Genomic DNA, 23464 nt, shown 5'->3' with positions numbered 1-23464 from the left:
GTTGTTCGAAAAATAACCACTTCTTGATAAAAACCAATCGCTTGCATCGTACACCAAGTCGACATAATCATACTGACCGTAGGGTTTATAATCTAGTCTCTTCGCCTGAAAACACGTCAAAAAATGGCTATCTGCCTTGTACCGCATCCACCATGCCCCACATAGGGCTGAAGATGCCCAGCGCCAGGATCAGTACCATCACCGAGATGCCCACTATCATGATCGGCTCTATCTTGGCGCTCAGGTTGGAGATATCGTAATCCACCTCTTCTTCATAAAACTGGCCCGCCTCCTTCACCATTTCATCGATTCGGCCGGTTTCTTCCCCCACATTGAACATCTGCAGGATCAGCGGGGTAAATATCCGGCCCTCGCGGGCTACTGACGACAGGCTGCGGCCACCGGCCAGACCCTCCCCCATCGCCAGTATGGCCCGGGTCAGAAAGGCGTTGCCGGTGGCATTACCCGCCAGATCCAGCACCTGGGTAATGGGCACACCGGCCGACAGCATCATGGCAAAGCTGCGACAGAAGCGCGCCAGCAAAATGCGTCTGAGCAGGGGGCCGACGATGGGCAGTTTCAGCTGCCATCGGTGCCACTGATAGCGACCGGATTCGGTTCGGATATAATGCAGCCAAAGCATGACTCCCCCCATCAGGCCCAGCAGCAGATAACCGAAGTAATGGACGAAGAAATCAGAGCTGCCGATCAGCAACCGGGTGGCCAGGGGCAATTCGGCCCCCATGCCGGCAAACATGCCGCTGAAGGCCGGGATCACATAGATGTTGATCACCACCATGGCGGCCGACATGGCGAACATCACGAAGCTGGGATAACGGATGGCCGCCTTGACCCGCCGGCGGGTATCCAGCTCCAGCTGGTAGTACTGGGCCAGCTGCAGGAAGGTCTGCTCCAGCTGACCGGTACTTTCTCCGACTTCGACCAGAGACACAAACAGCGAATTGAAGATATGGGGGTGGGCCGACAGGGCGGCCGACAGGGTCTGGCCCTTGTGCAGCGCCGCCGCCGCCTCGGTCAGCACCGCTTCCAGCACCTTGTTGTCCGTGGTTTCGGCCAGGCCCTGCATGATACGCAGAATAGGCACACCGGCGCGGGTCAATGAGGCCAGCTGACGACAGAGGATCAACAACACCTCGGTCTTGAGACCCCGCTTGAAGTACTGCCGTAGTTCGAGCATGAGGCTGCCCTTGCCGGCCGGTTTGATGTCGATGGGCAAGAGGCCCGATTGCATCAGGCTGACACCCGCCGCCTGTATGCTGGTGGCTTCCATGGTGCCGCGGCTGAGCTGCCCCTGCCGATCCCGGGCCCGGTATTCGAACAACGCCATCAGTCAAGCCACTCCGCCAGCCGCAGCACTTCCTGTACCGAGGTCTGGCCGCTCATGGCCAGATCCAGTGCCGATTGGGCCAGGGTCTTGAAGTCATCCTGCCGGTCCACCAGCTGGTTAAACGCCTCTATATCGCGCTCGCGCAGGGCATCGGCCATGTCACGGTTGATTTCCAGCCACTCGAATACCCCGACCCGGCCCTTGTAGCCGGTATGGTTACAGCCGGCACAACCGCGGCCCTGATAATAGCCCCCCTGCTCCGCCGCAGGATTCAGGTGCAACAGGAATTGCTGCTCCCCCAGCTCCGGCTGGTACGGCTCCCTGCAGTGCAGGCACAGGCATCGCACCAGACGCTGGGCCAGTACCCCCTTGAGGGTGCTGGCTACCAGATAACCGGGTACCCCCATGTCCATCAGTCGTACCGCCGTGCCGGGGGCGTCATTGGTATGCAGGGTAGACAACACCAAATGGCCGGTAAGGGCGCCACGCATGGCGATTTCGGCGGTTTCCTGATCGCGGATTTCACCAATCAGCAGCACATCCGGATCCTGACGCAGGCTGGTACGCAACACCCGGGCAAAGGTCAGGCCTATCTTGCTGTTGACCTGCACCTGATTGATGCGGGGCAACCGGTATTCCACCGGATCCTCTACCGTGATGATCTTGCGTTCCGGGATATTCAGCTCGTCGAGGGCCCCATAGAGGGTGGTGGTCTTGCCGCTGCCGGTGGGACCTGTCACCAGAATAATGCCATGGGGGCTGGCCAGTTTGCGACGAAAGGCCTGCTGCAGCGCCGACGGCATGCCGGAGCCGGACAGCCCCTGCAGGCTCCGGGACTGATCCAGCAGCCGCAGCACCACCGCCTCACCGGCCTGCACCGGCATGGTGGCCATGCGCACATCTATCCGTTTCTGCTTGATGTTCAGTTCGAAACGGCCGTCCTGGGGCAGGCGGCGTTCCGAGATATCCAGCCCGGCCATCAGCTTGAGCCGCGACAACAGTGCCGGGCCTATGCCGATGTCTTTCAGTTCAGTTTCCTGCAGGGTGCCGTCCACCCGCATGCGCAGGCGGAGCAGGTTTTTTTCCGGCTCGATATGAATATCCGACGCCCCTATCTGCAGGGCATCTTCCAGCAGGGAATGGAGCAACTTGGCCACGGTGGCCTCGCTGTCATCCAGGATATCACTGCTGATCAGGGAACGGCTGGGAGCGTTCTCTTCGCCTAACTGCACGGCGAGACTGGCAATATCCTCGGTACGCCGGTACAGCTGATCATAGAGCGCCAGCAACTGGCTGTGCGGCGCCACCGCCAGCTGAATATCTCGCGGGGCCAGCTGCCGGCTGATCGCATCCTGGGTGTCCAGATCAGCCGGATCCGACAGCACCACCCTGGTCTGGGTGTCGTCGGCGGCGATCACCAGGGCCCGATAGCGGCGGGCATAAACCTCCGACAGCAGCTTGACCGCGTTTTTGTCTATGTCCACCTTGTTCAGGTCGAGCAACGGCAGGTCCAGCTGCTCGGCGACAAAGCCCAGCAGCTCCAGTTCGGTCATGATCCCCATATGGATCAGATGGGAACCCATGCGGCCGCCTTCGCGCCTTTGCTGCTCGAGTACCGTTTTCAGCTGGGCCGAGGTGATCACCTCATGCTCGAGCAGCAACTCGCCCAGGCGTTTAGTGAGTTTGCGCTGAACCATGTTGCTCCAGTTGCTGCTGAACGAAATGCAAAGAGGCATTGCCGAGATCGGCGCTGGCCAGTGCCCTGCGATAGGCTGGCACAAAATCCTGCCCAAGACGACGCTGGCACAGGCCCAATGACAACCACCAGCTCCCTACCCCTGGGGAGCGGTCGAGCAAGCGATGATACAGGGTTATCGCCGTGGCACAGTCGCCGCTGCGCCGGGCCATCTCCGCTTTCAGGCTGTAATAGTCCAGATGACTGACCAGGTCGGGTGCCGCTTCGTCCAGCACGGCAAACGCCGCCCCATGGCGATCCTGTTCGGCCAGCAGACGGGCCAGGGCCAGGCGCAGGTCGGCATGAGCCGGCGCCAGCTCCAGCCCCTGCTGTAATTGAACCCGGGCCTCATCCAGCGCGCCCCGCCCGTATTGCATGGCCGCCAGCCGCAGACGAACCTGATGTTCATCCGGATATTCCGCCAGCAACTGCCCCAGACGATACTCGGCCCTGGCCCAGTCTCCCTCGGCCAGGGCCGTATCGGCCTCGTGATTCGTTTCCTGCACCCGTTCGGCCCTGCTGAGCGTCACTTCGGTAATGGTCAGTTCGCCTCCCGCCGCCGGTACTTCCACCATCAGGTCGGCCCAGTCAGCCGCCTGCCACTGGTCGGCAAATTCGGTCGGCGGAACCACTGGTTCACTGGTCCAGGCGGCCGGGATCCAGGATGACAGCAGCGCGGCCAGTAACCCCAGGTAAGGATGTTTTCTCATAAGGCTCCCGAATGGATATTGGTCAGGGGCGGCGGCAGTGGCGGATACCATTTTTCCAGTAAATCCCGGGAACGCTGCAGCTCGGTTTGCCAGGTATTCTCATTGACCACCACCGGACGCAGCATAATCACCAGCTCGCTCTTTTTGGTGGCCAGCTTGCGGTTCTTGAACAGATTGCCCAGCACCGGGATCTCGCTCAACAGGGGCACACCGGCATTCTGTTCGCTCTGGGTTTCCTGCATCAGGCCACCGATGATAATCAGCTCACCGGAGCGGGCCTCGACCACGGTATCGGACTCGCGAATACTGCTGCGCGCCAACGGCAGGCTGATGGTGTCAGAGCCAAAGCTGATGGTCTTGGTGCTGTCTTCCACCTGACTGACGGACGGATGTACATGCATCAGGATGCGGTTGTCATCGGCAATCTGCGGCGTCACATCCAGCGAAATACCGGAGAAAAACGGCGTCAGCTCTACCTCGGGCGTGGTGGTGGTCGAGGTGCCCGTGGTGGTGGTCACCGAAAAGTCGGTCACAAAATATTCGTCGGTGCCCACCTTGATCACCGCCTTCTGGTTATTGCTGGCGGTCACCCTGGGGTTGGACAGGGTATTCACCTCCCCCTGGGTCTGCAACAGACTGATCACCGCGTTGAAGTTACCATCGGTCACATTGAAGACCACACCACCGCCGGCCAGACCGGCCAGAGGATTGAGGGCAAAGCTGCCGGCACCACTGTTGCCGGTGACCAGTGGCGCAGGTGCGCGGCTGGCTGTGCTGCCAGCCGTTAACTGACTCCACTCGATGCCCTGCTGATAACCGTCACTGAGCTCCACCTCGATAATGCGCGCCTCCAGCACCACCTGCCGCTTGAGCTGGCGTTCGGCCCGGGTCAGAAAGTCCTCTACCAGCGCCAGCTCAGCGGGGGCGGCCCGCACACTCACCAGCCCGGCCTGGGGATTGGTCACCACAACCCGGCCCTCTTTGTCACCGAGCAGTCGGCTCAATGCCGACTCGAGATCTTGCCAGAAGTCACTGTTGGCCTTGGTGTTGATGCGGGTGCCGCTGTTATCGCTGCCGTTCTCGTGACCACTCAGGCTGCTGCCGCTGATGGCCGTTTGTGACAACCCCTCCCGGCTCAGCATCAGGTAATTCACATTGAAGGTTCGGGTACGCACCCCGGAAGGAAATACCTGATAGATGTTGCCCTTTTGCTGAACACCATAGCCATAGAGGCCAGATATCGCGTCCAGCACTTCCGGCAGGGTCACCTGGCGCAGATTCAGGCTGATGGAGCCATTCACCTCCGGATGCACGGCAATACTGATGTCCTGCTCGGCGCCGAGTGCGGCAAAAAACGCCCGGGCGTCGACCTCACTGGCGGCAATATCGAAACGGCGTTGCCTCGGTGAAAGCGCCGGCGGGACCTTGCGCGCCTGTCCGCCCAGCAGTTCCCGCTCTACCGCCGCCGGCAACGGATCCGGACGGTAACGCATCGCCTCTTCCAGGCTGTCTTTTGGCAAGGAGCCGTCCGGAGCACTCACACAGGCCACCAGCAGTGTACTCAGCAATAGGATAACTGGCTGTCTAAGTACCGGAGTCATGGCATATCCTGTAGGGTCAATGGAGAAAAAAGTCTGAGTTCAAGCGATTCACCCTGGGCTTCCAGCGTGACCTGACGCCGCCCGATTCTGGCCAGCCGATAGCTGCCTACTCTGTCACCCTGCCGATAAAGCCGGCCATCGATGATGGCACCGGCCTCCTTCCCCCCGTGCAACACTGCCTGCAAGCGGTGCTGCGGCCGCGCTACGTCAGTCAGGGGTGATGATGACCGGATATCGGGCATCACCACCTCCAGAGGAAGGGTGGGATCCTGAAACACAGGCGTTGTGCTCAGCATCAGCAACAGCAGCGGGTTAACCACGTAACAATTCCTTATGATCACTCAGAGTGAAAAAATCCAGCCGGATACGCGCATCCGGGTATTGCTCCAGCTCGAACTCCAGCCCCTTCCAGTACAACTGCCCCTGCAGCGATTCCAGCCGACGCACGTAGCCCAGCAACTGGGTATAACTCCCCTGGAGCTGCAGGCTGATTCCGTGTCGGTACAGGGTAGTGCCTGTCGGGGTGGCAATGGCCTGAGCCGGCCGGTTCTGCAGTTGCACCAACTGCAAGTCGTTTTCCTGTGCCAGTACATCCAGCAGCAACCCGGCCATCTGCTCCGGCCCCACCAGGCTTTGCAGCCGGCCTGAGACCTTACTATCGAGTCGGGCCAGACGCTGTTTCAATTGCTCGATTTGTTGCCGGTACTCAGGCAGAGACAGCCTGGCAATGACGCCATTAAGCTCATCAGTGCTTTTTTTCCGTTCGGCCAGGGTACGATTCAACTGCACATTATCAGCTTGCAGTTGCAGTAGCCTCGCTTGAACGGTGGCTTCAAACACGACCAACCCCAGCCAGGCCAGCAGGGCCCAACCGGCGCCCAGCAGCAACCAGCGTTCACGGGGGTTACGGGCCATAAACAGGCGTCGCAGTTCGCTCAGGGAGAGTCTTTTCATTGACTGGCCTGCGGTTCGCTCTGCAGTGTAAAAAACAGGGTGTTTCCCTGACCCTGACGGATCTCCAACCGACCAAAATCACGTCCGTGCAGGGAGCCGCTTTGCTTGAAACCGAGTATCCAGGCGGGCACCGCCTCGGCATGGCGGGCTACCCCGGTCAGAGTCATGGTCGACCCAGCCAGGCTCAGCCCCTGCAGGGAAATATCCTGCCATGGCACCGAGGTCAGGTCGGTCAGTACCTTCGCGTAAGACACCAGGTTATCGCTGCTGAGCAATTCAAGCAGTTGCTGCTGCTCCCGGATATGTTGTTGCAATCGCTCCCGCTCTCCTTCATCCAGACTGGCCGTCAGCCGCCTGACATTCTGTTGCAGCTGTTCAAGGTGGGCTTGTGCCGCCTCCGCCTGCGTCTGCAACTGGTGATTCGCTTCTGATTGCTGGTGGCTTTCCCATGCGGTCATGCCAAATACCAGCGACCAACCCAGCACAATCAACAGCACTCCTGCCAGCCCCCACACCGGGGTGGGGCGGTCTGACGCCGGCCGCAGGCTGGCCTGATAAAACTCAATCTGCTTCTTCATCAATCTCCACGCCGCAATATGCCCAGTGCCGGCAAGGCCTCTGGGGGCAATTTTCCCTCTGTCAGGGAGTGAGCCTGCATATTGAAGACCCGATTTATCGACTGTTGCAGGGCCGGTGTTATCCGGTCCGGCAGGGCCAGGTACCAGTGTTCCGGTGCCGCCAGTTTCAGCTGGCCGGTGGCGTAGTCGATACTGCGCTGCAGCTCCAGCAACAGGGTGTCGAAATTGAATTCCTCGACGGCAACCGAGTCATCATCCAGTGACTGGAAACCACGGATGATACGCGAAAACAGCCACTGTTGCTGATGAATAAAAAGCAGCGTCAGCTCCTGACCCGGTGCCTTGTACAGTACCAGATCATGGTTCTCCGGTGGCAGCAGGTTGGCCATGGCCAGTTCATCCACCCCTATCGTCAATAGCGGGCATAAGGGTGTCACGGCCTCGACCAGAGCTGCCAGCGGTGCCCGGGCACTGTAATAGACGGCGATCCGGGCCTCGCCATTGGGCGCAGGCGGCAGATCGATATAGTCAAATACCAGACTGTCGACCGGCTCGTTGATCAGCTCCCCGACACACCAGGGCAAGGCTTGGAGCAGCTCCTCATCGGGCAGTGCGGGTCTGGGCACTTGCAGCTGCTGATACCAGCCGCGCCCCAGCGTCAGTGCCAGCCCTCGCCCCTGCCACTGCTGTTGTTCAATCAAGGCGACAAGGGCGCTGGCCGGCGTTTCCTGGGCGCTGATCGCCCGAGTGTACAGCCGGGTCGACGCCTGTTCATCAATCACCAGGACGGCATCCCGGGTCAGGCAGACACCCAGTCTGGACGTGGGCCTGGCTTTGTTGAACACCTTGAATCTCAGTCTCATATAGCTCGCATCACCTATCGAAAGAAGGCAGTATAATCGGATGAAAATGTTTTATAAACAGACTGTAATGGTCAATTAACACACAAGCAGCCAGTAAACAGAGATAATGGCCATCGCTGTTGCGCCTGACGCTACATTGTCATGTTCAAAGAAACGTCAGGGTCAGGTAGATCACCAACGGAATCGTCAATACCGATAAGGCATTGCCGAGCAGCACTATGCTGGCCATTTTATCGGGCTGGCAGCGATATTGTTCGCACAAGAGGTAATTGAGTACTGCCGGCGGCAGCATCACCGACAACGCCAGCAGCCGCAACCAGTCTGCGCTGAGCGGCAACCACCAGGCCACCAGCAGCAGGCTCGCCGCCCCGACCAGCAGATAACTCAGGTTGACTCTCAGCGCCAGCCCCAAATCGCCCATTTCACCGCCCGACAGCCGCACACCCAGAGCAAACAGCATCAGCGGCACCGCTATCTGTCCCAGCAGCCCGGCACTGGTGTAGACAAACTCCGGCAACAGGGTCGGATGATCCGCCAGCAGCATGCCCAGCACGGCGGCCCAGATAATGGGGTTTTTCAGCCATAGCCAGCGGCCGGCCTCGCGCGACAGGATAAAGAGCCCGAGCGAAAAATGAACGAGATTGGAAAGCACGAACAGTATGATGATGCCGCCGAGCTGATCCTCACCATAGGCCAGCATCATCAGCGGAATACCTATATTACCGGTATTGCGGAACATGCCGCCCAGCACCAGGGTCCGGCGCTCCAGCCCCCGAAAACGAAACAGGCACAGCAGCAGGCCCGGCAGCAAGATCACCAGCACGCCCGCCAGCATCAGCGGCCAGCTGGTGCCCAGCCGCACCGGGTTGTCGATTAGGGCAGAAAACACCAGCGCCGGGCAAAACACCGCCACGTTGGCCAGATTGACGAATCCCATGTCGGCATGGCGCTGACGGCGACCGAAGGCAAAGCCCACCGCCACCACCGCAAACACCGGCACCACGATATTGAGCAGAGTAGAGAACATACAGAGACGCAAAAGGCGCCAGTATGGCGCCTTGCAATGGTGCTGTCCAGCCGCCGGCGGCGGCGGCTGTGTGAGTACTACGGGTTAGCGCAAGGCTTAGCCGTAACGGCTGAAGGCCAGGCCGCTGTCGTCGATTTCCGGCTTGTTGCCGCTGATCAGATCGGCAATCAGCTTGCCGGAGCCCGCGCCCATGGTCCAGCCCAGGGTGCCGTGGCCGGTATTCAGCCACAGGTTCTTGTAGCGGGTGGTACCGATGATGGGGGTACCGTCCGGCGTCATGGGGCGGAAACCGGTCCAGAACTGAGCTTCGTCTACCTTGCCACCTTCGGGGAACAGGCTTTTCACCGACTCGGCGATGGTGGCACGACGGGCATTGGGCAGGTCGGCATTGAAGTCGGCCAGCTCGGCGGTGCCGGCGGCACGAATACGATTTTCGAAACGGGTGATGGCCACCTTGTAGGTTTCATCCATCACGGTCGACTGGGGCGCATCGGCGTCGTTCTTGATGTCGATGGTCAGCGAGTAACCCTTGATCGGGTAGACCGGCAGGCGAATACCCAGCGGATTAAGCAGGAAGGGAGAATAACTGCCCATGCACACCAGCACCTGATCGGCGGTTTCCAGACCATTGGAGGTTTGCGCGCCGCGGATGATGTCGCCTTCGCTGACCAGCGCCTTGATCTCGGTATTGAATTTGAACACAACGCCGTTTTCCTGACACTTTTTCACCAGCGACTTGGTAAAGAGATTGCAGTCGCCGGTCTGATCTTCGGGAAAATGCAGACCGCCCACCAGCTTGTGCTTCACCCGTGCCAGCGCCGGCTCGCGGGCGATACATTCGTCCACGTTCAGCATGGCATGTGCCACGTTGAATTCCTGCAGCACCTTGATGTCCTTGGCCGCGTCATCAATCTGCTTCTGGGTACGGAATACCTGCAGCAGACCCTGCTTGCGCCCTTCGAACGGCAGCTTCAGTTCATCCTGCAGCGCGTTGATGCACTGACGGCTGTATTCGGACACCCGTACCATGCGCGACTTGTTAACGCCGTAGGATTTTTCATTGCAGTTGGCCAGCATCGACAGCATAAACTGCCACTGCGCCGGATTGAGGCTGGGGCGCAGCTTGAGCGGCGCATGGGTCTGAAACATCCACTTGACGGCTTTCTGGGGAATACCGGGGGCGGCCCAGGGAGAGGTCATGCCGAAAGACAGCTGGCCGGCGTTGGCGAAACTGGTTTCTTCGGCCGCGTCGGGCTGCCGGTCGACCACCACCACTTCATGGCCCTGTTGAGACAGATACCAGGCGCTGGTTACACCGACGACACCACTACCTAACACTAATACTTTCATGACACTCCCCTACCCAGATGCTTGTATACCGACAATATCATCTAAAAAAACAATAAAATCCAGAGTAAAACACAGCACAAGATCCGACGGGAGTAACCGGAGTACCGCCAGCAAATACGGGGGCTCTATCTTTATCTAAGCCCGGTTTTATGCTTGGTTTATAAATTCATTAAATAACAAAAAACCAGAACAATTAACTGGCCAACAGTGAAATGTGACGAAGATCTCAATTCAATGAAATCCCGATCTCAGGATCCCGTCTGGCCGTCTGCCAGCCGGCCGAGAGAGTCGGTCAGGGCCGCCAGCTGCTCCGGCTCCGGTCGCCGCCGCCGTTGCAACGGCAACAGCAATGCCCGGGCTCGTTCCGCCACTGGTGCCAGCCCACAGGCCTCGGCCTGTTCGACCAGTTCCGTCACCACCGCCAGCGCCTCTGGCCAGTCTTCGCCGGCCAGGGCGGCCTGCAACAGCCAGACATCGTCCTGGTGCTGCTCGCTAAAATCCGCCCTTTGTCTGGCGAAAGACTCGGTAGCCGCATCGGCTGTTTGCCTGACGCCTTCGATCAAAGCTTCTTGCAAAGCCTCTTTCATGGCCTGCTGCGCGGCTAATGAGTCCGGGTGTTCGGCATCGGCGTTCAGGGCTCTGTCGGCTGCACTATCTGCTGCACTGTCCGCGGCCCTGACATCTGCCGCCGGCGAATGTGCCAGTGCCTTCATCAATGCCTCATAGAGATCGAGGCGGTTGACCGGCTTGGTGACATAGCCATTCATGCCCGCATCCAGGCTGGCTTCCCGATCGCCGCGCATGGCGCTGGCAGTGAGCGCCACGATGGGAATATCGTGATGCACCCTGAGCTTGCGGATCTGGCGCGTCGCCTCGACCCCGTCCAGTATCGGCATTTGCAAGTCCATCAGAATAGCGTCGAAGCTGCGCTGGGCCATCAGCTCAACGGCCTGGCGACCGTTGTCGGCCAGGGTCACCGACACCTCGACCTGTTTCAGAAACTCCACAATCAGCTGCTGGTTCATGCGGTTGTCTTCGGCCAGCAATATCTGTTTGCCTGCCAGCCGAGCATGGTAAAACGCCAGATCCTGCAAGCCTGCCACCACCGCATGGCCTGCGGTATCGGCGTCATCACCCAGCATCTGGTTCAGACACTGGCGCAGACTGTGTTCGGTAATCGGCTTGGACAGATAATGATCAATGCCCAGCGCCTGCATCTGGGCTTCTGGCCGCTCCCGACCGAAGGCACTCATGATCACCACGCCTATATGGCCAAAGTGGGGCTGCTGCACCAGGTTACGGGCCAGGTCCAGTCCCTTGTCCTGCCCCAGGCAGCAATCTATTAGTGCAAGACTCAGCTCGCCTCCCCGTTTGTGGAGCAGCTCTCGGGCCGTGCCCACATCCTGGGCGCTGTACACCACCAGCCCAAGCCCGCGGAGTAACCGGCTCATGACTTCCAGTACCAGGGCGTTATCGTCGACCAGCAGCACCTTTTTCCCCGCAAAGTGTGCCGCCTGCGACTCGGCCCTGACGACCGCCGCCGGCCGCAACGGCAGGCTTACGGTAAAGGTGGATCCCCGCCCCGGCTGACTCGTGACCTCGATAGTGCCCCCCATCAACTGCACCAGATGACGGCTGATGCTCAGGCCCAGACCACTACCACCGTATTTGCGGGTGGTGCTGGCATCGACCTGGGTAAAGGAGCTAAACAGTCGGTCGAGCTGATCGGGCATGATACCGATGCCGGTATCACTGACCTCGAAACACAGTCGGGGCTCGGGATCGGCGCACACCGACACCGTCAGCACCACTTCACCGCGCTCGGTAAACTTGACCGCATTATTGACCAGGTTGACCAGCACCTGCCCCAGTCGCAATGAATCGCCACGCAAACAGTCGGGCACCTCGGCAACCTTGTTGATGATGACCTCCAGCTGTTTCTGCTCGGACATGTCGGCAAAGAGTCCGGACAGTCGTTCAAGCAGTTCGTTGAGATCAAACTCGATATCTTCCAGCTCCAGCTTGCCCGCCTCCACCTTGGTCAGATCCAGAATGTCGTTGATCAGCAACAGCAGGTTGTCGGACGAGTTCTTGATTTTTTTCAGGTATTCGATCTGTTGCGCATTCAGCGACGTCTGCTGCAACAGGGAAGAAAATCCGATGATGGCATTCATGGGGGTACGAATTTCGTGGCTCATGTTGGCCAGAAAGTCGGTTTTGGCCCGGGCCAGCGCAAACGAGGCCTGGCTTGCTTCGCTCAACTGCCGGTTGCGTACCGCCAGCAACAGCAACCCAAGGCTGAAGAACAGCAGCAGTAACAACGCCACTACCGTTTGCATACTTTCCCAGCTGTCTTCAGCCTGTTGCCGCCAGGCCCGGGTGCGCTCGAACAGAGCAGAAAGATCATCCGCGGCAAGAGCCTCCCGCAGCCGTATCATTTCTCTCAGGTTGTGTCGGTATAGCTGATGATAATAGAGCACATCCTGCCACTCGGCGGTTGCCGTTTGCTGTAAACGCTCGGCTTCTTCGTCGAGCGCATACAGAAACATCTGATTAGGCGCGGTCAGATAGAGCCGACTGCGCTGCAGCAACTGTTGGTACCCCGGCCGGGCCGGCAGTAGCTGGAGGGCTTCTGCGAAGGACTTCAGCGCATAACGGCCGTGAATATCCGCATCCTGCAGGGCCTGCAAGGTCTCTTGATAACGGTTCAGCTCGGCAAGCACCTCGGCAACGCCCGCCAGCGGAATCGGGTGTTGTTCGATAAACTGAACAAAGTGTGACACCGTCAGCGCCAGCGAGGTGACCGGCTCACTCAGTAACAGGCCGCTTTCTACGTTGGCCGTCATCCGGCTCTGCTGCTGATGCAGGGCCTTCAGTACCGGCTCGGTCTGTTGTTGCAGCGCCTGATAATAGCGATACTGACGATATTGGTTGCCGCCATAACCCAGCAGCAAGGACAACGTGAGTGCATAAACCAGTATCGCCCAGCGCGGAATCTGAGAAATGCGTCGTTTTACAACCGTTATCATCTTTTGTACCCATCGTCAGGTGATATACTCACAACCGTAACCAAAACAACAACATAACGAGAAAAAAACATGCCCAACGAGACTCCACAACAAAGTGTAAACATCAGGGCCAGGTGGGGCATTCTCAGCGCCAACCTGCTCCTGTTCCTGCTTTTGCTCAATACGCTGCCTTTTGACCCCGGCGTCACCAAGGGGCTGAGCTTGCTGATCTTTATTGCCGTGCTCTGGCTGACCGAGGCGGTCCATATTACCATCACTGCCCTGCTGGTGCCGCTGCTGGCGACCCTGCTCGGCGTGCTGGATACCAATGCGGCCCTGAGCAATTTCTCCAACTCCATCATTTTTCTGTTTCTGGGTGGTTTTGCACTGGCCGCCGCCATGCACAGCCAGCAGCTCGACCGGCTGATTGCCGGCCGGATCCTGCGGCTGGCCAAGGGACGGCTCGGTGCCGCCGTGTTCCTGCTGTTTGCGACCGCCGCTTTTTTGTCGATGTGGATCAGCAACACCGCCACCACCGTCATGATGCTGCCGCTGGCGCTGGGCCTGCTGAGCTGCCTTGATGCAGAGCGTTATCGCAGTACTTATCTCTTCGTGCTGCTGGGCGTGGCTTATAGCGCCAGCATCGGCGGTATCGCCACCCTGGTCGGCAGCCCGCCCAATGCCATTGCCGCCGCCCAGGTGGGACTGAGCTTCAGCGAATGGATGGCCCTGGGCCTGCCCATTACCCTGCTGCTACTGCCGGTGGCCATCCTGGTGCTCTACCTGTTATTCCGTCCCAAACTGGGCGAGCGCATCGAACTGGCCGAAGAACACATCAGCTGGACCGGCAAACGTAAGATTACCCTGGCTATCTTTGCCCTGACCGTGTTTCTGTGGGTGTTCTCCGGCCCCGTGTCCAAGGCTCTCGGCGGCCTGGCATCCTTCGACACCGTAGTCGCGCTGCTGGCCATTGCCCTGATCGGCATCACCCGGGTGGCGGAATGGAAGCACATTGAAAAGCATACCGACTGGGGCGTATTGCTGCTGTTTGGCGGTGGTCTGACTCTGAGTCATGTACTGAAGGCCACCGGCACCAGCGAATTTCTCGCCCACCATCTGGCCGACATGCTGGGCCATGCCAGCCCCTTCGTGATCCTGCTGGTCATTACCGCCTTCGTGGTGTTCCTGACCGAGCTGGCATCCAACACCGCCAGTGCGGCGCTGCTGATACCGGTGTTTGTGGCAGTGGCCGAAGGCCTGGGGCTGACCCCTGTGATGGTGGCCTCGGTGATTGCGGTGTCTGCCTCCTGCGCCTTCATGCTGCCGGTGGCCACCCCACCCAACGCCATCGTGTTCGGCTCTGGTTACATTCGCCAGAAAGAGATGATGAAAGCGGGTTTTGTGCTCAATCTGGTCTGTATCGGCATGCTGGCGGTGTATTTCTTCGTCTTCGCCTGAGCCCACAAAAAAGCCGCTGATATTCAGCGGCTTTTTTCGGGCGCATCCTTGCCGGTTTACTGCTGCCAGAACGGCTTGCTGATTTCCTGATAACGGTCGGATTCATTCAGGCCGATGTCTTTCAGCAGATAGGCCGGCAACTCGGACAGCTGACGGCGGGTACGAGTGCGTTGCAGCCACTGCCCGAGGGTGGCCAGCAGGCCCGGTTGAGCAGTTGTTTTGCCTGCGTGTGACAGGTCTTGAGTTTGATAAGTTGCGGTGTTCATGATGCGCCTCCTGAGCTGATTTCCGGCACAGCATAGAGAGCCGGCGATACCGGCTCAACTCACTTTTATTCGATCACAACATTAGTTTTTATAATGTTTCGGTGTTTAATATAAAATAACAACCAACCCGTTATCAGTGCCTTAACAAGCCACACACAAGCGCCCAGAGCGGCACGCCATCAAAAAAATTAAAAAGCCGACTTAATGCCTTCTCGTGCCAAGGGAGAATGCATAAAAAAATGAATCAACCGGCTAACCATCAGCTTATTGCGATAATATTCTGCATAAATACCAATTTACTACCACAGCCAGCCAAAGGTGCGCCTCTCGACGACTTTTATCAAAATGCAAAAAACACAGATACGCTAGCATCACCGATGAAAGTAGAGAATAACACTAAATTAACAATAAAAAATAATCAATATCACCATAAAAATAGCTTCACCCCCATTTATCCATGGTGAACACACGCCGAGATAGCCAATTGACTCGTTGCTTTTACCGCCCGCTCTCCCTACCCTGCGCTCCGCTTATCTATCCTTACATCTGATATATCCTGCTTAGGAGTCACTATGAAACGAGAACAATGGGGTTCTCGCACCGGCTTTATCCTTGCCGCCGTCGGCTCTGCCGTCGGCCTGGGTAACATCTGGCGCTTCCCTTACATGGCGTATGAAAATGGCGGCGGCGCCTTTTTCATTCCTTACCTGTTTGCCATGCTGACCGCCGGCATTCCCTTCATGATCCTGGAGTTTACCCTGGGTCATAAATACCGCTCCGGTGCCCCCAAGACGTTGAAGGCATTGAATGCCCGCTTTGAGTGGCTGGGTTGGTTCCAGGTCATGATCTCGGCCATCATCGCCTTCTACTATGTGGTGGTGATTGCCTGGGCCATTTCTTATGCCTACTTCGCTTTTACCCAGGCCTGGGGCGAGGACAGCAACGCTTTCTTCTTCGGGGAATTCCTGGGTCTGGGCGACGATAATGCACCTTCCAACCTGGGTGGCATGCAATGGCACCTGCTGCTGCCTCTGTGTCTGGCCTGGTCCGCCACCTATTTCGCCACCTACCGGGGCGTGAAAGGCGGCATCGAGAAGGTCAACAAGGTACTGATGCCTCTGCTGTTCGTGATGGTATTACTGCTGATTGGCCGCATCGCCTTTTTGCCCGGCGCCCTGAATGGTATCAACTGGCTGCTGGAGCCCGACTTCAGCAAAATATGGGATCTCAAGGTGTGGTCTGCCGCTTACGGCCAGATTTTCTTCACCCTGAGTGTGGGCTTCGCCATCATGCTGTCTTACGCCAGCTACCTGCCGGAAAAATCCGACATCAACAACAACGCCTTCATGACGGTGCTGATGAACTGCGGCTTCTCCATGCTGGCCGGTATCATGATCTTCGGTGCGCTCGGTTACATGGCCAACGCCCAGGGCAAGGAACTGACCGAGGTGGTGAGCTCCGGCGTGGGTCTGGCCTTCGTTACCCTGCCTACCGCCATCAACCTGCTGCCCGCACCCGGCGTGATGGGGCCGCTGTTCTTCCTGGCCCTGGTGTTTGCCGGTATCAGCTCCCACATCTCCATCGCCGAAGCGGTTACCACCGGCCTGATGGACAAGCTGGGCTGGAGCCGCCCGAAAACCGCCACCGTGTTCTGCTCTACCGGCCTGGTGGTGAGCCTGCTGTTCATCACCCAGGGTGGCCTGCTGCTGCTGGATCTGGTGGACTACTTCATCAACAACATCGCCCTCCTCGGCTCTTGCCTGCTTGAGCTGTTGCTGGTGGGCTGGCTATGCCGACTGGAAGACTTCCGTGCCCATGCCAACCGCTTGTCCGAATTCACCATCGGCGGCTGGTGGGCCATCTGCATCCGCTTTGTTTCCATCGGTATTCTGGTGGTGATCCTGTTCAACAATATTCTGGGTGCCTTCCGTGAAGGCTACGGCGGCTACTCCGATAATGACGTGACCTTTATCGGCTGGGGCATGATTGCACTGATGCTGGTGGTGGCCATTACCATCAACGCCAGCAGCAAGAAGGAGACCACCGCATGAGCACAGGAGCCATCATCATGATGCTGATCGGACTCGGCATCACCTGGGGCGGTGCCGCCCTGTGTATTCGCCGGGCGATGAAGTCCAAAACAAAATAACGCACCAAGGCAGCCGAGAGGCTGCCTTTTTTGTGCGGGGTCTGGATTGGGCCTGTAGGCGCCGCTTTAGCCGGCGCAAACCCACAAACAACGCCATATTTGCAGCATCGGCATCGTCTGCCCCGGCAGCTGAAGCGCCGGCTACAAAACCAGCACAATGTCTGGCCATGCTGTAGGCGCCGCTTTAGCCGCGCAAATTCACAAACGGCGTGGTACCTGCAGAATCGGTGTTAACGGCCAGCGGAGCTGGCCCTGCCGACTGAAGTGGCAGCTACAAGGTCATGCCCCAAATAGCCCCCGATGTATGGGTTAGGTGATCTCGGCCGCTACTCCGGGTATGCTTGCGCGTTTTCATCCATGCAGGTAGTCATAATGGACTGGGATCCCCATTTTACCGGGCGTAATGGTGTGCTGGCACAGCTCGCCGGCCTGGTCGATATCACCACGCCGCAGTGGCCGACCCTGGCCGAGCTGAACCAACGCCTGGCCGCCGACTTGCCGGTGCAATTTATCGATGATGAGCGTTTTGTCGCGTTGAACTGCTACTACGAGCAGGCGGTGGCTCAGGGCATGGTCCCGACCCGCGCCGCCAACTGGCATGACTTTTTCGGTGCCGTGATCTGGACGCTGTTTCCCCGTACCAAGGCGCTACTCAACCGGCTGCACATGGAAGATATTGCGGCCACCGGCCTCGGCAAACGCACGCCCCGGCGCGACCGGGTCACCCACTTCGACGAATGTGGTCTGATACTGGCGGTACCGGATAAAGCCGAGTCAGAGCACTGGCTGCGCGAGCACGACTGGCAACGGCTGTTCATCACCGAACGCGACCGCTGGAGTCAGAGCTGGCAACCCTTTATCTTCGGCCACGCCCTTTATGAGCAGGCGCTGGCGCCCTTTATCGGCATGACCGGAAAATGCGTGGTGCTGGAAATGGAGGCCGCCTTTTTTGCATTGCCCACCGCCGCACGTTACCCGCTGCTGGATGCCCGGCTGGCGGAGCGGCTGGAGCAGGATACGCTGTTCGACCGGCCTCGCCCGCTGCTGCCGCTGCCCTTGCTGGGCATCCCCGGCTGGTGGCCGGCCAACGACGATCCCGACTTTTACCAGAACCGGGATTACTTCCGCCCCCGGCGTAACAGGTGATTTAACTCGATTTTTTTCTTACACTTGCCGCCTTGTCATCGAAAGGAAGTTGTTATGTCCGGGTCCGACCCTGTTTATGACCTAGAATTTAAACGTCATTATCTACACCCCAGGTACTGGCTGACCTGGCTGGCCATCGGCTCGCTGTGGCTGCTGGCCTGGCTGCCGGTGCGAGCGCGCGACGCCTTTGCCGGCGCCTTCGCGCCCTTGCTGGTGAGGCTTACCAAAAAGCAGTGCTATATCGCCCGTACCAATATCCGGCTGTGCTTTCCCGAGCTGCCTGCCGATGAGGTGGAGCAGATGCTGCTGAATTCCATTCGTGCCGGCCTCATGACCTTTATGGGCTACGGCGAGTGGACCGCCCGCAGCCGTGACTATCTGCAGGGGCGCTTCGTGGTGCAGGGCCAGGAGCATCTGGACGCCTGCCTCGCCGCCGATGAAAAAATCATCTTCATGATCCCCCACACCTGGGCCATCGACGCCGGCGGTCTTTACCTGACATCGCTGGGGCTGCCCATGTGCACCATGATGCACAGCGCCAAGAACCAGGTGTTTGACTGGTTTATCAACCGTCAGCGCGCACGTTTCAACGGCATCGTCTACGAGCGCGACGCCGGCATCAAGGCGGTGATCAAGACCATCAAGAACGGCAAGCATTTCTTCTATCTGCCGGATCAGGATCACGGCCGGGAAGCCAGCCTCTTCGTGCCCTTTTTCGCCGAGCTCAAGGCCACACTGCCGGCCCTGCCCAAGCTGGTGAAGCTGACCGGCGCCAAAGTAATACCCGTGCTCAGCGTCTACAATGCCGAACAGCATCGCTACGAGCTGATCCTTCGCCCCCCCATGGCACCCTACCCCACCGCCGATATTGCCGCCGACACCCGGGCGATGAACGCAGAAATAGAAGCCCTGCTCAATGAGTGGCCCGAGCAATACATGTGGTTTTTGAAGTATTTTCAGACCCAGGTCGATAGCGACGAAGGTCGTTACGAGGCGGGAATCCGGGAGGTAAGAAAACAATGAGCTGGTTGGAATATCTGCTGACGATCGCCACCGGCCTGCTGGTCATGTGGCTGGTGGCCCGCATCGACGATTGGTTGATCGAGAAAGAGCAGCGGAAAACATAGCTGTAAGCTGTCAGCTTTAAGCCGTAAGAAAAACCGGCACAGCGCCAAGCGCCTGGCTAAAGACAAAACCTCGTCTTTTGTAGAGGCCGCTTTAGCTGGCCGGCATAAAACGCTTGGCACCGTATTTTGTAGCCGGCGCTTCAGCTGCCGGGACAGACGGCGCCGATGCTGCAGATATGGCGCCGTTTGTTGGTTTGCGCAGCTAAAGCAGCGCCTACAGAGGCCGTTTATCACCCCTCACTGGTTTTACCCCGGAAAAAACAGGAACTTGGCGCCAACCAGCAGCAAAAATACCGAAAAGGCGCGTTTCAGTACCGGGGCCGAGAGTTTGTGCGCCAGAATGGCGCCGAAACGGGCGAAAGGCATGCTGGCCAGGCTGATGCCGATCATTGCCGGCAGATAAACATAACCCCAGGCTTCGTCCGGCAGCCCCTCGTGCGCCATGCCGTGCACCACGTAGCTGAGCGCCCCCACCAATGCGATGGGAAAGCCACAGACCGACGATACCGCCACCGCTCGCTGCATGGGCACCGAACACCAGCTGAGAAACGGCACCGTCAGCGAGCCGCCACCGATGCCGAAAATACCCGAGGCCCAGCCAATCACACCGCCAACCGCCACCTGCACCGGCTTGCCGGGCAGCTGAGAGCCACCCCTGGGTGCCAGGCCAAACAGCATCTGTGCCGCCATCAGCCAGGCGAACAAACCGATCAGCCGCTGCAACAGCGGCCCCGAGAGCTTGTCGGCGGTATAGCCGCCCAGCCAGGCCCCCACAACGATGCCGACGGACAACAGCGCCGCCAGGCGCCAGTCGATGGCTCTGCGACCATGATGGGTATGAATGGCGCTCAGCGAAGTAAACATGATGGTGGCCAGCGAAGTACCCACCGCCATGTGGGTCACCAGATCGCCACCGATACCCTGCAGTTTAAAGCTGATAATCAGCACCGGCACAATAATGAGGCCGCCACCCACCCCAAACAATCCGGCCAGGGTGCCAGCAAAGGCCCCCAGTGCCAGATACATCAACCAGGTCATATTGAATCCCTAAAAAAGACAAAGGCCATAAACTACCTAAGGCGGAGGTAAAAGCCAACCAGGGAGAGCGGAAAGCGGGAAGCGGGAAAGAAAAACAGTGCAGTAACCCCTCCCCAGCCCTCCCCTTACGTTGCACATTGCCGTTATTCTGATAAATCGGAGGCTAAGGGGAGGGAGTAGATCGGCGCCGAGCTTACCATCTGCACTGTACAAGATCCTGACGTTCGTCAGGATGACGGCACAAAACGCTTGGCACCTTGTTTTCTGATAGTCGTAGGGTCGAATTTATTCGACCAACGCCGTTACCGCCGGCCTGACGGTCCAATAAATTGGACCCTACGAGACGGACAGGCTTGCGGTTTTTGTAGATACCCTCTCTCAGTGTCTGTCGTGCCCCGGGCTGATGCCGGCCTGCTCGCCATAATCCTTGATTTCCCGCGTCAGCAGCGCCTTTTCTTCCGGCGACAGCCAGCAGGCTTCCACCCCATTCAGCGCCAGCTGCAGCAGATCTTCGTTGCTGGCCCCCAGCCCCTGCTGCAACGCCTCATAGTTGGCATTCATGTAGCCACCGAAGTAGGCCGGATCATCGGAGTTGACCGTCACACACAGGCCCGCATGCAGCAGCTGGAGCATGGGATGCTCCGCCATGGTCTCGACGACCTTGAGCTTGAGGTTGGACAGCGGACACACGGTGAGCGGAATACGCTCCCGGGCCAGCTGTGCCATCAGGGGGGTATCGGTAATGGCCGCCACCCCGTGGTCGATGCGTTCCACCTGCAGAATATCCAGCGCATCGCGAATGTAGCTGGCCGGCCCTTCTTCTCCGGCATGGGCCACCAGCCGATAGCCCTGCTCCCGGGCGGCCGTATAAACCTGGGTGAACTTGGTGGGCGGATTACCTTTTTCCGCCGAATCGAGGCCGATGCCCGACAGTTGCTGGCGGAAGGGTTCGGCATGATGCAGGGTCTCGAAGGCTGACTCCTGAGACAGATGGCGCAAAAACGACATGATCAAACGGCTGGTCAGCCCCCACTGCAGGCGTGCCTGCTCCAGCGCTCGCACTATGCCGCTTATCACCACCGCCAGGGGCACGCCCCGCCCGGTATGGGCCTGGGGGTCGAAAAAAATCTCCACATGGCGCACCCGATCCGCATGAGCCCTGAGCAGATAGGCCCAGGTCAGATCGAAAAAATCCTGCTCGGTGAGCAACACCTGCATGCCCTGATAGTAGACATCGAGAAACGATTGCAGGTCTTCAAACTGATAAGCCGCCTTGAGGGCACTTTCATCCTTGTAATCGAGGGTGATACCATTGCGCCTGGCCAGGGCAAACACCATTTCAGGCTCCAGGGTTCCCTCTATATGCAGATGCAGTTCCACCTTGGGCAATTCACTGATAAACGTGGACATGGCGTTTCTCCGCTGTTTATAAACCGGTGGCTCGAGTCAGACCCTAGATTAAAGATAACAAAAATTCAGTCACCGCTGCCGCCAAACAACAACCGGACGGTCAAACACCACCATGGGAATGCCCTCTCGATGATCTCTTTCTTGAAACGCTGTGTAGTCTGGTTGCTGAGCCTGCTTATCCTGGGGCCGCTGCTGCTGACATTGCTGTATCGCTACGTGCCGGTGCCGGTGACGCCGCTGATGGTGATCCGTCTGTTTGAAGGCGAATCCCTGTCCAAGGACTGGCAACCTTCATCCCGACTTTCCAGTCACCTGAAGATGGCGGTCATCGCGTCCGAAGACAACAAGTTCTGTCGCCACCGGGGCTTTGACTGGGACGCCTTCAATGATGTCTTCAACGAGTTTCAGGACGAGGGTCGGCTGCGCGGCGGCAGCACCATCACCATGCAAACCGCCAAAAATCTCTATCTGTGGCCGGGGCGCAGCCTCACCCGCAAGGCACTGGAGGCCATTTATACCCCCATGCTGGAGCTGATATTGCCGAAAGACCGCATCATGACCCTGTATCTGAACATCGCCGAATTCGGCCCCGGCATCTATGGCGCCGAAGCGGCGGCCCGGGCCTATTTCAATACCTCTGCCGCCAATCTCAGCCGTCATCAGGCCGCATTGCTGGCAGCGGTGCTGCCCAATCCCCGGCAGTTCAACGCAGGGCGGCCATCGGCCTACGTGCAGCGACGCGCCACAACCATTGGCTATCGCATTAACCAGCTCGGCCCCTTGGTCGACTGCGTGGAAAAGTAATAAAACGGTGACGCTGGTCATCAATTTGTCATAAGCTGCGATGACAGTAGGAATAAAGCCGGAGCTTGGTCTAACCAACTAGACACGGACCTACTAGACAAGGACCTGCTCGATACAGGTCTCAAGGAGAGCATGAGTGCATAAGAAAAATCTGATTTGTGATATCGACGGCGTCATCCTGCATAACAACGATTTGATCCCCGGCGCCGACGCCTTTGTACGCCGGGTGCTGGAACAAGACATCAACCTGCTGTTTCTCACCAATTACCCGGCCCAGACGCCCAGGGATCTGCAAAACCGTTTTTATTCTGCCGGCATCGAAGTACCGGAAAGCAGCTTCTATACCTCGGCCATGGCCACCGCCGATTTTCTGAAACGCCAGAACGGCGAAAAAGCCTATGTTATCGGTGAAGGGGCGCTAATCCACGAGCTGTACAAGGCCGGCTTTACCATTACCGACATAGACCCGGACTTTGTGGTGGTGGGAGAAACCCGCAACTACAACTGGAGCATGATCCAGATGGCGGCCCGCTTTGTGGCCGGCGGTGCCAGCTTTATCGCCACCAACCCGGATACCCACGGCCCGAACATGCACCCGGCCTGTGGCGCACTCTGTGCCCCCATAGAACGCATGACCGGCAAGAAGCCGTTTTACGTTGGCAAGCCCAGCGCCTGGATAGTACGGGCCGCGCTCAATCACATGGACGCCCACTCCGAAAACACCCTGATTGTGGGTGACAACCTGAAAACGGACATTCTGGCGGGTTTTCAGGCGGGGCTCGAAACCATACTGGTGCTGACCGGCGTCAGCCAGGTCGCGGACATTGACAAGATGCCATTCCGTCCGCAGCATGTTTATTCATCCGTCGCCGATATCGACCTGTTCTGACTC

21 protein-coding genes are annotated in these 23464 nt (G+C 58.6%); 7 read left to right on the top strand and 14 right to left on the bottom strand.

Translation table 11 applies throughout. From position 1 onward, the window contains the following. Window positions 1-127 precede the first annotated feature (127 nt). The 11 genes from UN63_RS01970 to UN63_RS01920 form a co-directional block, all read right to left on the bottom strand. Window positions 128-1348, bottom strand: coding sequence for a type II secretion system F family protein (locus UN63_RS01970; RefSeq protein ID WP_104485106.1), 1221 nt, complete (start codon window positions 1346-1348; stop codon window positions 128-130). Next, entirely contained in the window at window positions 1348-3045 is a 1698-nt protein-coding gene (locus tag UN63_RS01965; protein ID WP_104485105.1) for a GspE/PulE family protein, read from the bottom strand. The genes UN63_RS01970 and UN63_RS01965 overlap by 1 nt, the downstream gene beginning before the upstream one ends. Next, window positions 3023-3793: a tetratricopeptide repeat protein gene (locus UN63_RS01960; RefSeq protein WP_104485104.1), complete on the bottom strand. Its 771-nt coding sequence runs from the start codon at window positions 3791-3793 to the stop codon at window positions 3023-3025. Before UN63_RS01960 ends, UN63_RS01965 begins: the two co-directional genes overlap by 23 nt. Then, window positions 3790-5394 carry a pilus (MSHA type) biogenesis protein MshL gene (mshL, locus tag UN63_RS01955; protein ID WP_104485103.1) on the bottom strand — a complete coding sequence of 535 codons (1605 nt, stop codon included), beginning with the start codon at window positions 5392-5394 and terminating at the stop codon, window positions 3790-3792. Before mshL ends, UN63_RS01960 begins: the two co-directional genes overlap by 4 nt. Continuing rightward, window positions 5391-5714 carry an MSHA biogenesis protein MshK gene (locus tag UN63_RS01950; protein ID WP_104485102.1) on the bottom strand — a complete coding sequence of 108 codons (324 nt, stop codon included), beginning with the start codon at window positions 5712-5714 and terminating at the stop codon, window positions 5391-5393. Before UN63_RS01950 ends, mshL begins: the two co-directional genes overlap by 4 nt. Beyond that, window positions 5707-6348, bottom strand: coding sequence for a DUF4349 domain-containing protein (locus UN63_RS01945; protein ID WP_104485101.1), 642 nt, complete (start codon window positions 6346-6348; stop codon window positions 5707-5709). Before UN63_RS01945 ends, UN63_RS01950 begins: the two co-directional genes overlap by 8 nt. Then, window positions 6345-6926: a PilN domain-containing protein gene (locus UN63_RS01940; protein WP_104485100.1), complete on the bottom strand. Its 582-nt coding sequence runs from the start codon at window positions 6924-6926 to the stop codon at window positions 6345-6347. Before UN63_RS01940 ends, UN63_RS01945 begins: the two co-directional genes overlap by 4 nt. Continuing rightward, window positions 6926-7789 carry an MSHA biogenesis protein MshI gene (locus tag UN63_RS01935; protein WP_104485099.1) on the bottom strand — a complete coding sequence of 288 codons (864 nt, stop codon included), beginning with the start codon at window positions 7787-7789 and terminating at the stop codon, window positions 6926-6928. The genes UN63_RS01940 and UN63_RS01935 overlap by 1 nt, the downstream gene beginning before the upstream one ends. A gap of 145 nt (window positions 7790-7934) precedes the next feature. Further along, entirely contained in the window at window positions 7935-8816 is an 882-nt protein-coding gene (locus tag UN63_RS01930) for an AEC family transporter (protein ID WP_104485098.1), read from the bottom strand. A gap of 96 nt (window positions 8817-8912) precedes the next feature. After that, window positions 8913-10166: a D-amino acid dehydrogenase gene (locus UN63_RS01925; RefSeq protein ID WP_104485097.1), complete on the bottom strand. Its 1254-nt coding sequence runs from the start codon at window positions 10164-10166 to the stop codon at window positions 8913-8915. 248 nt (window positions 10167-10414) lie between these two features. Further along, the gene (locus UN63_RS01920) at window positions 10415-13195 is read right to left on the bottom strand and encodes a hybrid sensor histidine kinase/response regulator (protein ID WP_104485096.1); all 2781 of its coding nucleotides are present in this window, start codon (window positions 13193-13195) and stop codon (window positions 10415-10417) included. Between the two features lie 69 nt (window positions 13196-13264). Between UN63_RS01920 and UN63_RS01915 the strand changes: the two genes are divergently transcribed. Next, the gene (locus tag UN63_RS01915) at window positions 13265-14632 is read left to right on the top strand and encodes an SLC13 family permease (RefSeq protein ID WP_104485095.1); all 1368 of its coding nucleotides are present in this window, start codon (window positions 13265-13267) and stop codon (window positions 14630-14632) included. Window positions 14633-14688: 56 nt separating this feature from the next. On the opposite strand, the gene UN63_RS01910 is transcribed toward UN63_RS01915, so the two are convergent. Next, window positions 14689-14898 carry a DUF1127 domain-containing protein gene (locus tag UN63_RS01910; RefSeq protein WP_104485094.1) on the bottom strand — a complete coding sequence of 70 codons (210 nt, stop codon included), beginning with the start codon at window positions 14896-14898 and terminating at the stop codon, window positions 14689-14691. A gap of 572 nt (window positions 14899-15470) precedes the next feature. On the opposite strand from UN63_RS01910, the gene UN63_RS01905 reads away from it, so the two are divergent. The 4 genes from UN63_RS01905 to lpxM all read left to right on the top strand — a co-directional run bounded on the left by UN63_RS01905 (window position 15471) and on the right by lpxM (window position 19216). Then, complete coding sequence (locus tag UN63_RS01905) at window positions 15471-16949, top strand: sodium-dependent transporter (protein ID WP_104485093.1); 1479 nt, start codon at window positions 15471-15473, stop codon at window positions 16947-16949. Continuing rightward, complete coding sequence (locus UN63_RS01900; RefSeq protein WP_104485092.1) at window positions 16946-17047, top strand: MetS family NSS transporter small subunit; 102 nt, start codon at window positions 16946-16948, stop codon at window positions 17045-17047. Before UN63_RS01905 ends, UN63_RS01900 begins: the two co-directional genes overlap by 4 nt. Window positions 17048-17419: 372 nt before the next feature. After that, on the top strand, window positions 17420-18193 hold the full coding sequence (locus tag UN63_RS01895) for a DUF3025 domain-containing protein (protein ID WP_104485091.1): 774 nt from the start codon (window positions 17420-17422) through the stop codon (window positions 18191-18193). Window positions 18194-18247: 54 nt separating this feature from the next. Then, a complete protein-coding gene (lpxM, locus tag UN63_RS01890; protein ID WP_104485090.1) occupies window positions 18248-19216 on the top strand; it encodes a lauroyl-Kdo(2)-lipid IV(A) myristoyltransferase in 969 nt (322 codons plus the stop codon). Window positions 19217-19566: 350 nt separating this feature from the next. Here the strand turns inward: lpxM and UN63_RS01885 are convergent, their stop codons facing one another. After that, on the bottom strand, window positions 19567-20358 hold the full coding sequence (locus UN63_RS01885) for a sulfite exporter TauE/SafE family protein (protein WP_104485089.1): 792 nt from the start codon (window positions 20356-20358) through the stop codon (window positions 19567-19569). Between the two features lie 378 nt (window positions 20359-20736). After that, a complete protein-coding gene (locus UN63_RS01880) occupies window positions 20737-21768 on the bottom strand; it encodes an adenosine deaminase (protein WP_104485088.1) in 1032 nt (343 codons plus the stop codon). 141 nt (window positions 21769-21909) lie between these two features. Between UN63_RS01880 and mtgA the strand changes: the two genes are divergently transcribed. Together mtgA and UN63_RS01870 are read left to right on the top strand one after the other, a co-directional pair. Further along, entirely contained in the window at window positions 21910-22572 is a 663-nt protein-coding gene (mtgA, locus tag UN63_RS01875) for a monofunctional biosynthetic peptidoglycan transglycosylase (protein WP_229793470.1), read from the top strand. Between the two features lie 136 nt (window positions 22573-22708). Continuing rightward, window positions 22709-23461, top strand: coding sequence for an HAD-IIA family hydrolase (locus UN63_RS01870; RefSeq protein ID WP_104485086.1), 753 nt, complete (start codon window positions 22709-22711; stop codon window positions 23459-23461). Window positions 23462-23464 lie beyond the last annotated feature (3 nt).

It is taken from the genome of Oceanisphaera arctica (genome assembly GCF_002936955.1).
In the GTDB taxonomy this organism is placed as follows: Bacteria; Pseudomonadota; Gammaproteobacteria; order Enterobacterales; family Aeromonadaceae; genus Oceanimonas; species Oceanimonas arctica.
The sequence above is the reverse complement of the archived record's forward strand: the minus strand, read 5'-3'. Positions and strand labels throughout refer to the sequence as shown.

Excerpts from the sequence above, each read along its gene's own strand:
- UN63_RS01970 (WP_104485106.1), bottom strand. The coding sequence starts at position 1,348 with ATGGCGTTGTTCGAATACCGGGCCCGGGATCGGCAGGGGCAGCTCAGC.
- UN63_RS01965 (WP_104485105.1), bottom strand. The coding sequence starts at position 3,045 with ATGGTTCAGCGCAAACTCACTAAACGCCTGGGCGAGTTGCTGCTCGAG.
- UN63_RS01960 (WP_104485104.1), bottom strand. The coding sequence starts at position 3,793 with ATGAGAAAACATCCTTACCTGGGGTTACTGGCCGCGCTGCTGTCATCC.
- mshL (WP_104485103.1), bottom strand. The coding sequence starts at position 5,394 with ATGACTCCGGTACTTAGACAGCCAGTTATCCTATTGCTGAGTACACTG.
- UN63_RS01945 (WP_104485101.1), bottom strand. The coding sequence starts at position 6,348 with ATGAAAAGACTCTCCCTGAGCGAACTGCGACGCCTGTTTATGGCCCGT.
- UN63_RS01940 (WP_104485100.1), bottom strand. The coding sequence starts at position 6,926 with ATGAAGAAGCAGATTGAGTTTTATCAGGCCAGCCTGCGGCCGGCGTCA.
- UN63_RS01935 (WP_104485099.1), bottom strand. The coding sequence starts at position 7,789 with ATGAGACTGAGATTCAAGGTGTTCAACAAAGCCAGGCCCACGTCCAGA.
- UN63_RS01930 (WP_104485098.1), bottom strand. The coding sequence starts at position 8,816 with ATGTTCTCTACTCTGCTCAATATCGTGGTGCCGGTGTTTGCGGTGGTG.
- UN63_RS01925 (WP_104485097.1), bottom strand. The coding sequence starts at position 10,166 with ATGAAAGTATTAGTGTTAGGTAGTGGTGTCGTCGGTGTAACCAGCGCC.
- UN63_RS01920 (WP_104485096.1), bottom strand. The coding sequence starts at position 13,195 with ATGATAACGGTTGTAAAACGACGCATTTCTCAGATTCCGCGCTGGGCG.
- UN63_RS01915 (WP_104485095.1), top strand. The coding sequence starts at position 13,265 with ATGCCCAACGAGACTCCACAACAAAGTGTAAACATCAGGGCCAGGTGG.
- UN63_RS01910 (WP_104485094.1), bottom strand. The coding sequence starts at position 14,898 with ATGAACACCGCAACTTATCAAACTCAAGACCTGTCACACGCAGGCAAA.
- UN63_RS01905 (WP_104485093.1), top strand. The coding sequence starts at position 15,471 with ATGAAACGAGAACAATGGGGTTCTCGCACCGGCTTTATCCTTGCCGCC.
- UN63_RS01900 (WP_104485092.1), top strand. The coding sequence starts at position 16,946 with ATGAGCACAGGAGCCATCATCATGATGCTGATCGGACTCGGCATCACC.
- UN63_RS01895 (WP_104485091.1), top strand. The coding sequence starts at position 17,420 with ATGGACTGGGATCCCCATTTTACCGGGCGTAATGGTGTGCTGGCACAG.
- lpxM (WP_104485090.1), top strand. The coding sequence starts at position 18,248 with ATGTCCGGGTCCGACCCTGTTTATGACCTAGAATTTAAACGTCATTAT.
- UN63_RS01885 (WP_104485089.1), bottom strand. The coding sequence starts at position 20,358 with ATGACCTGGTTGATGTATCTGGCACTGGGGGCCTTTGCTGGCACCCTG.
- UN63_RS01880 (WP_104485088.1), bottom strand. The coding sequence starts at position 21,768 with ATGTCCACGTTTATCAGTGAATTGCCCAAGGTGGAACTGCATCTGCAT.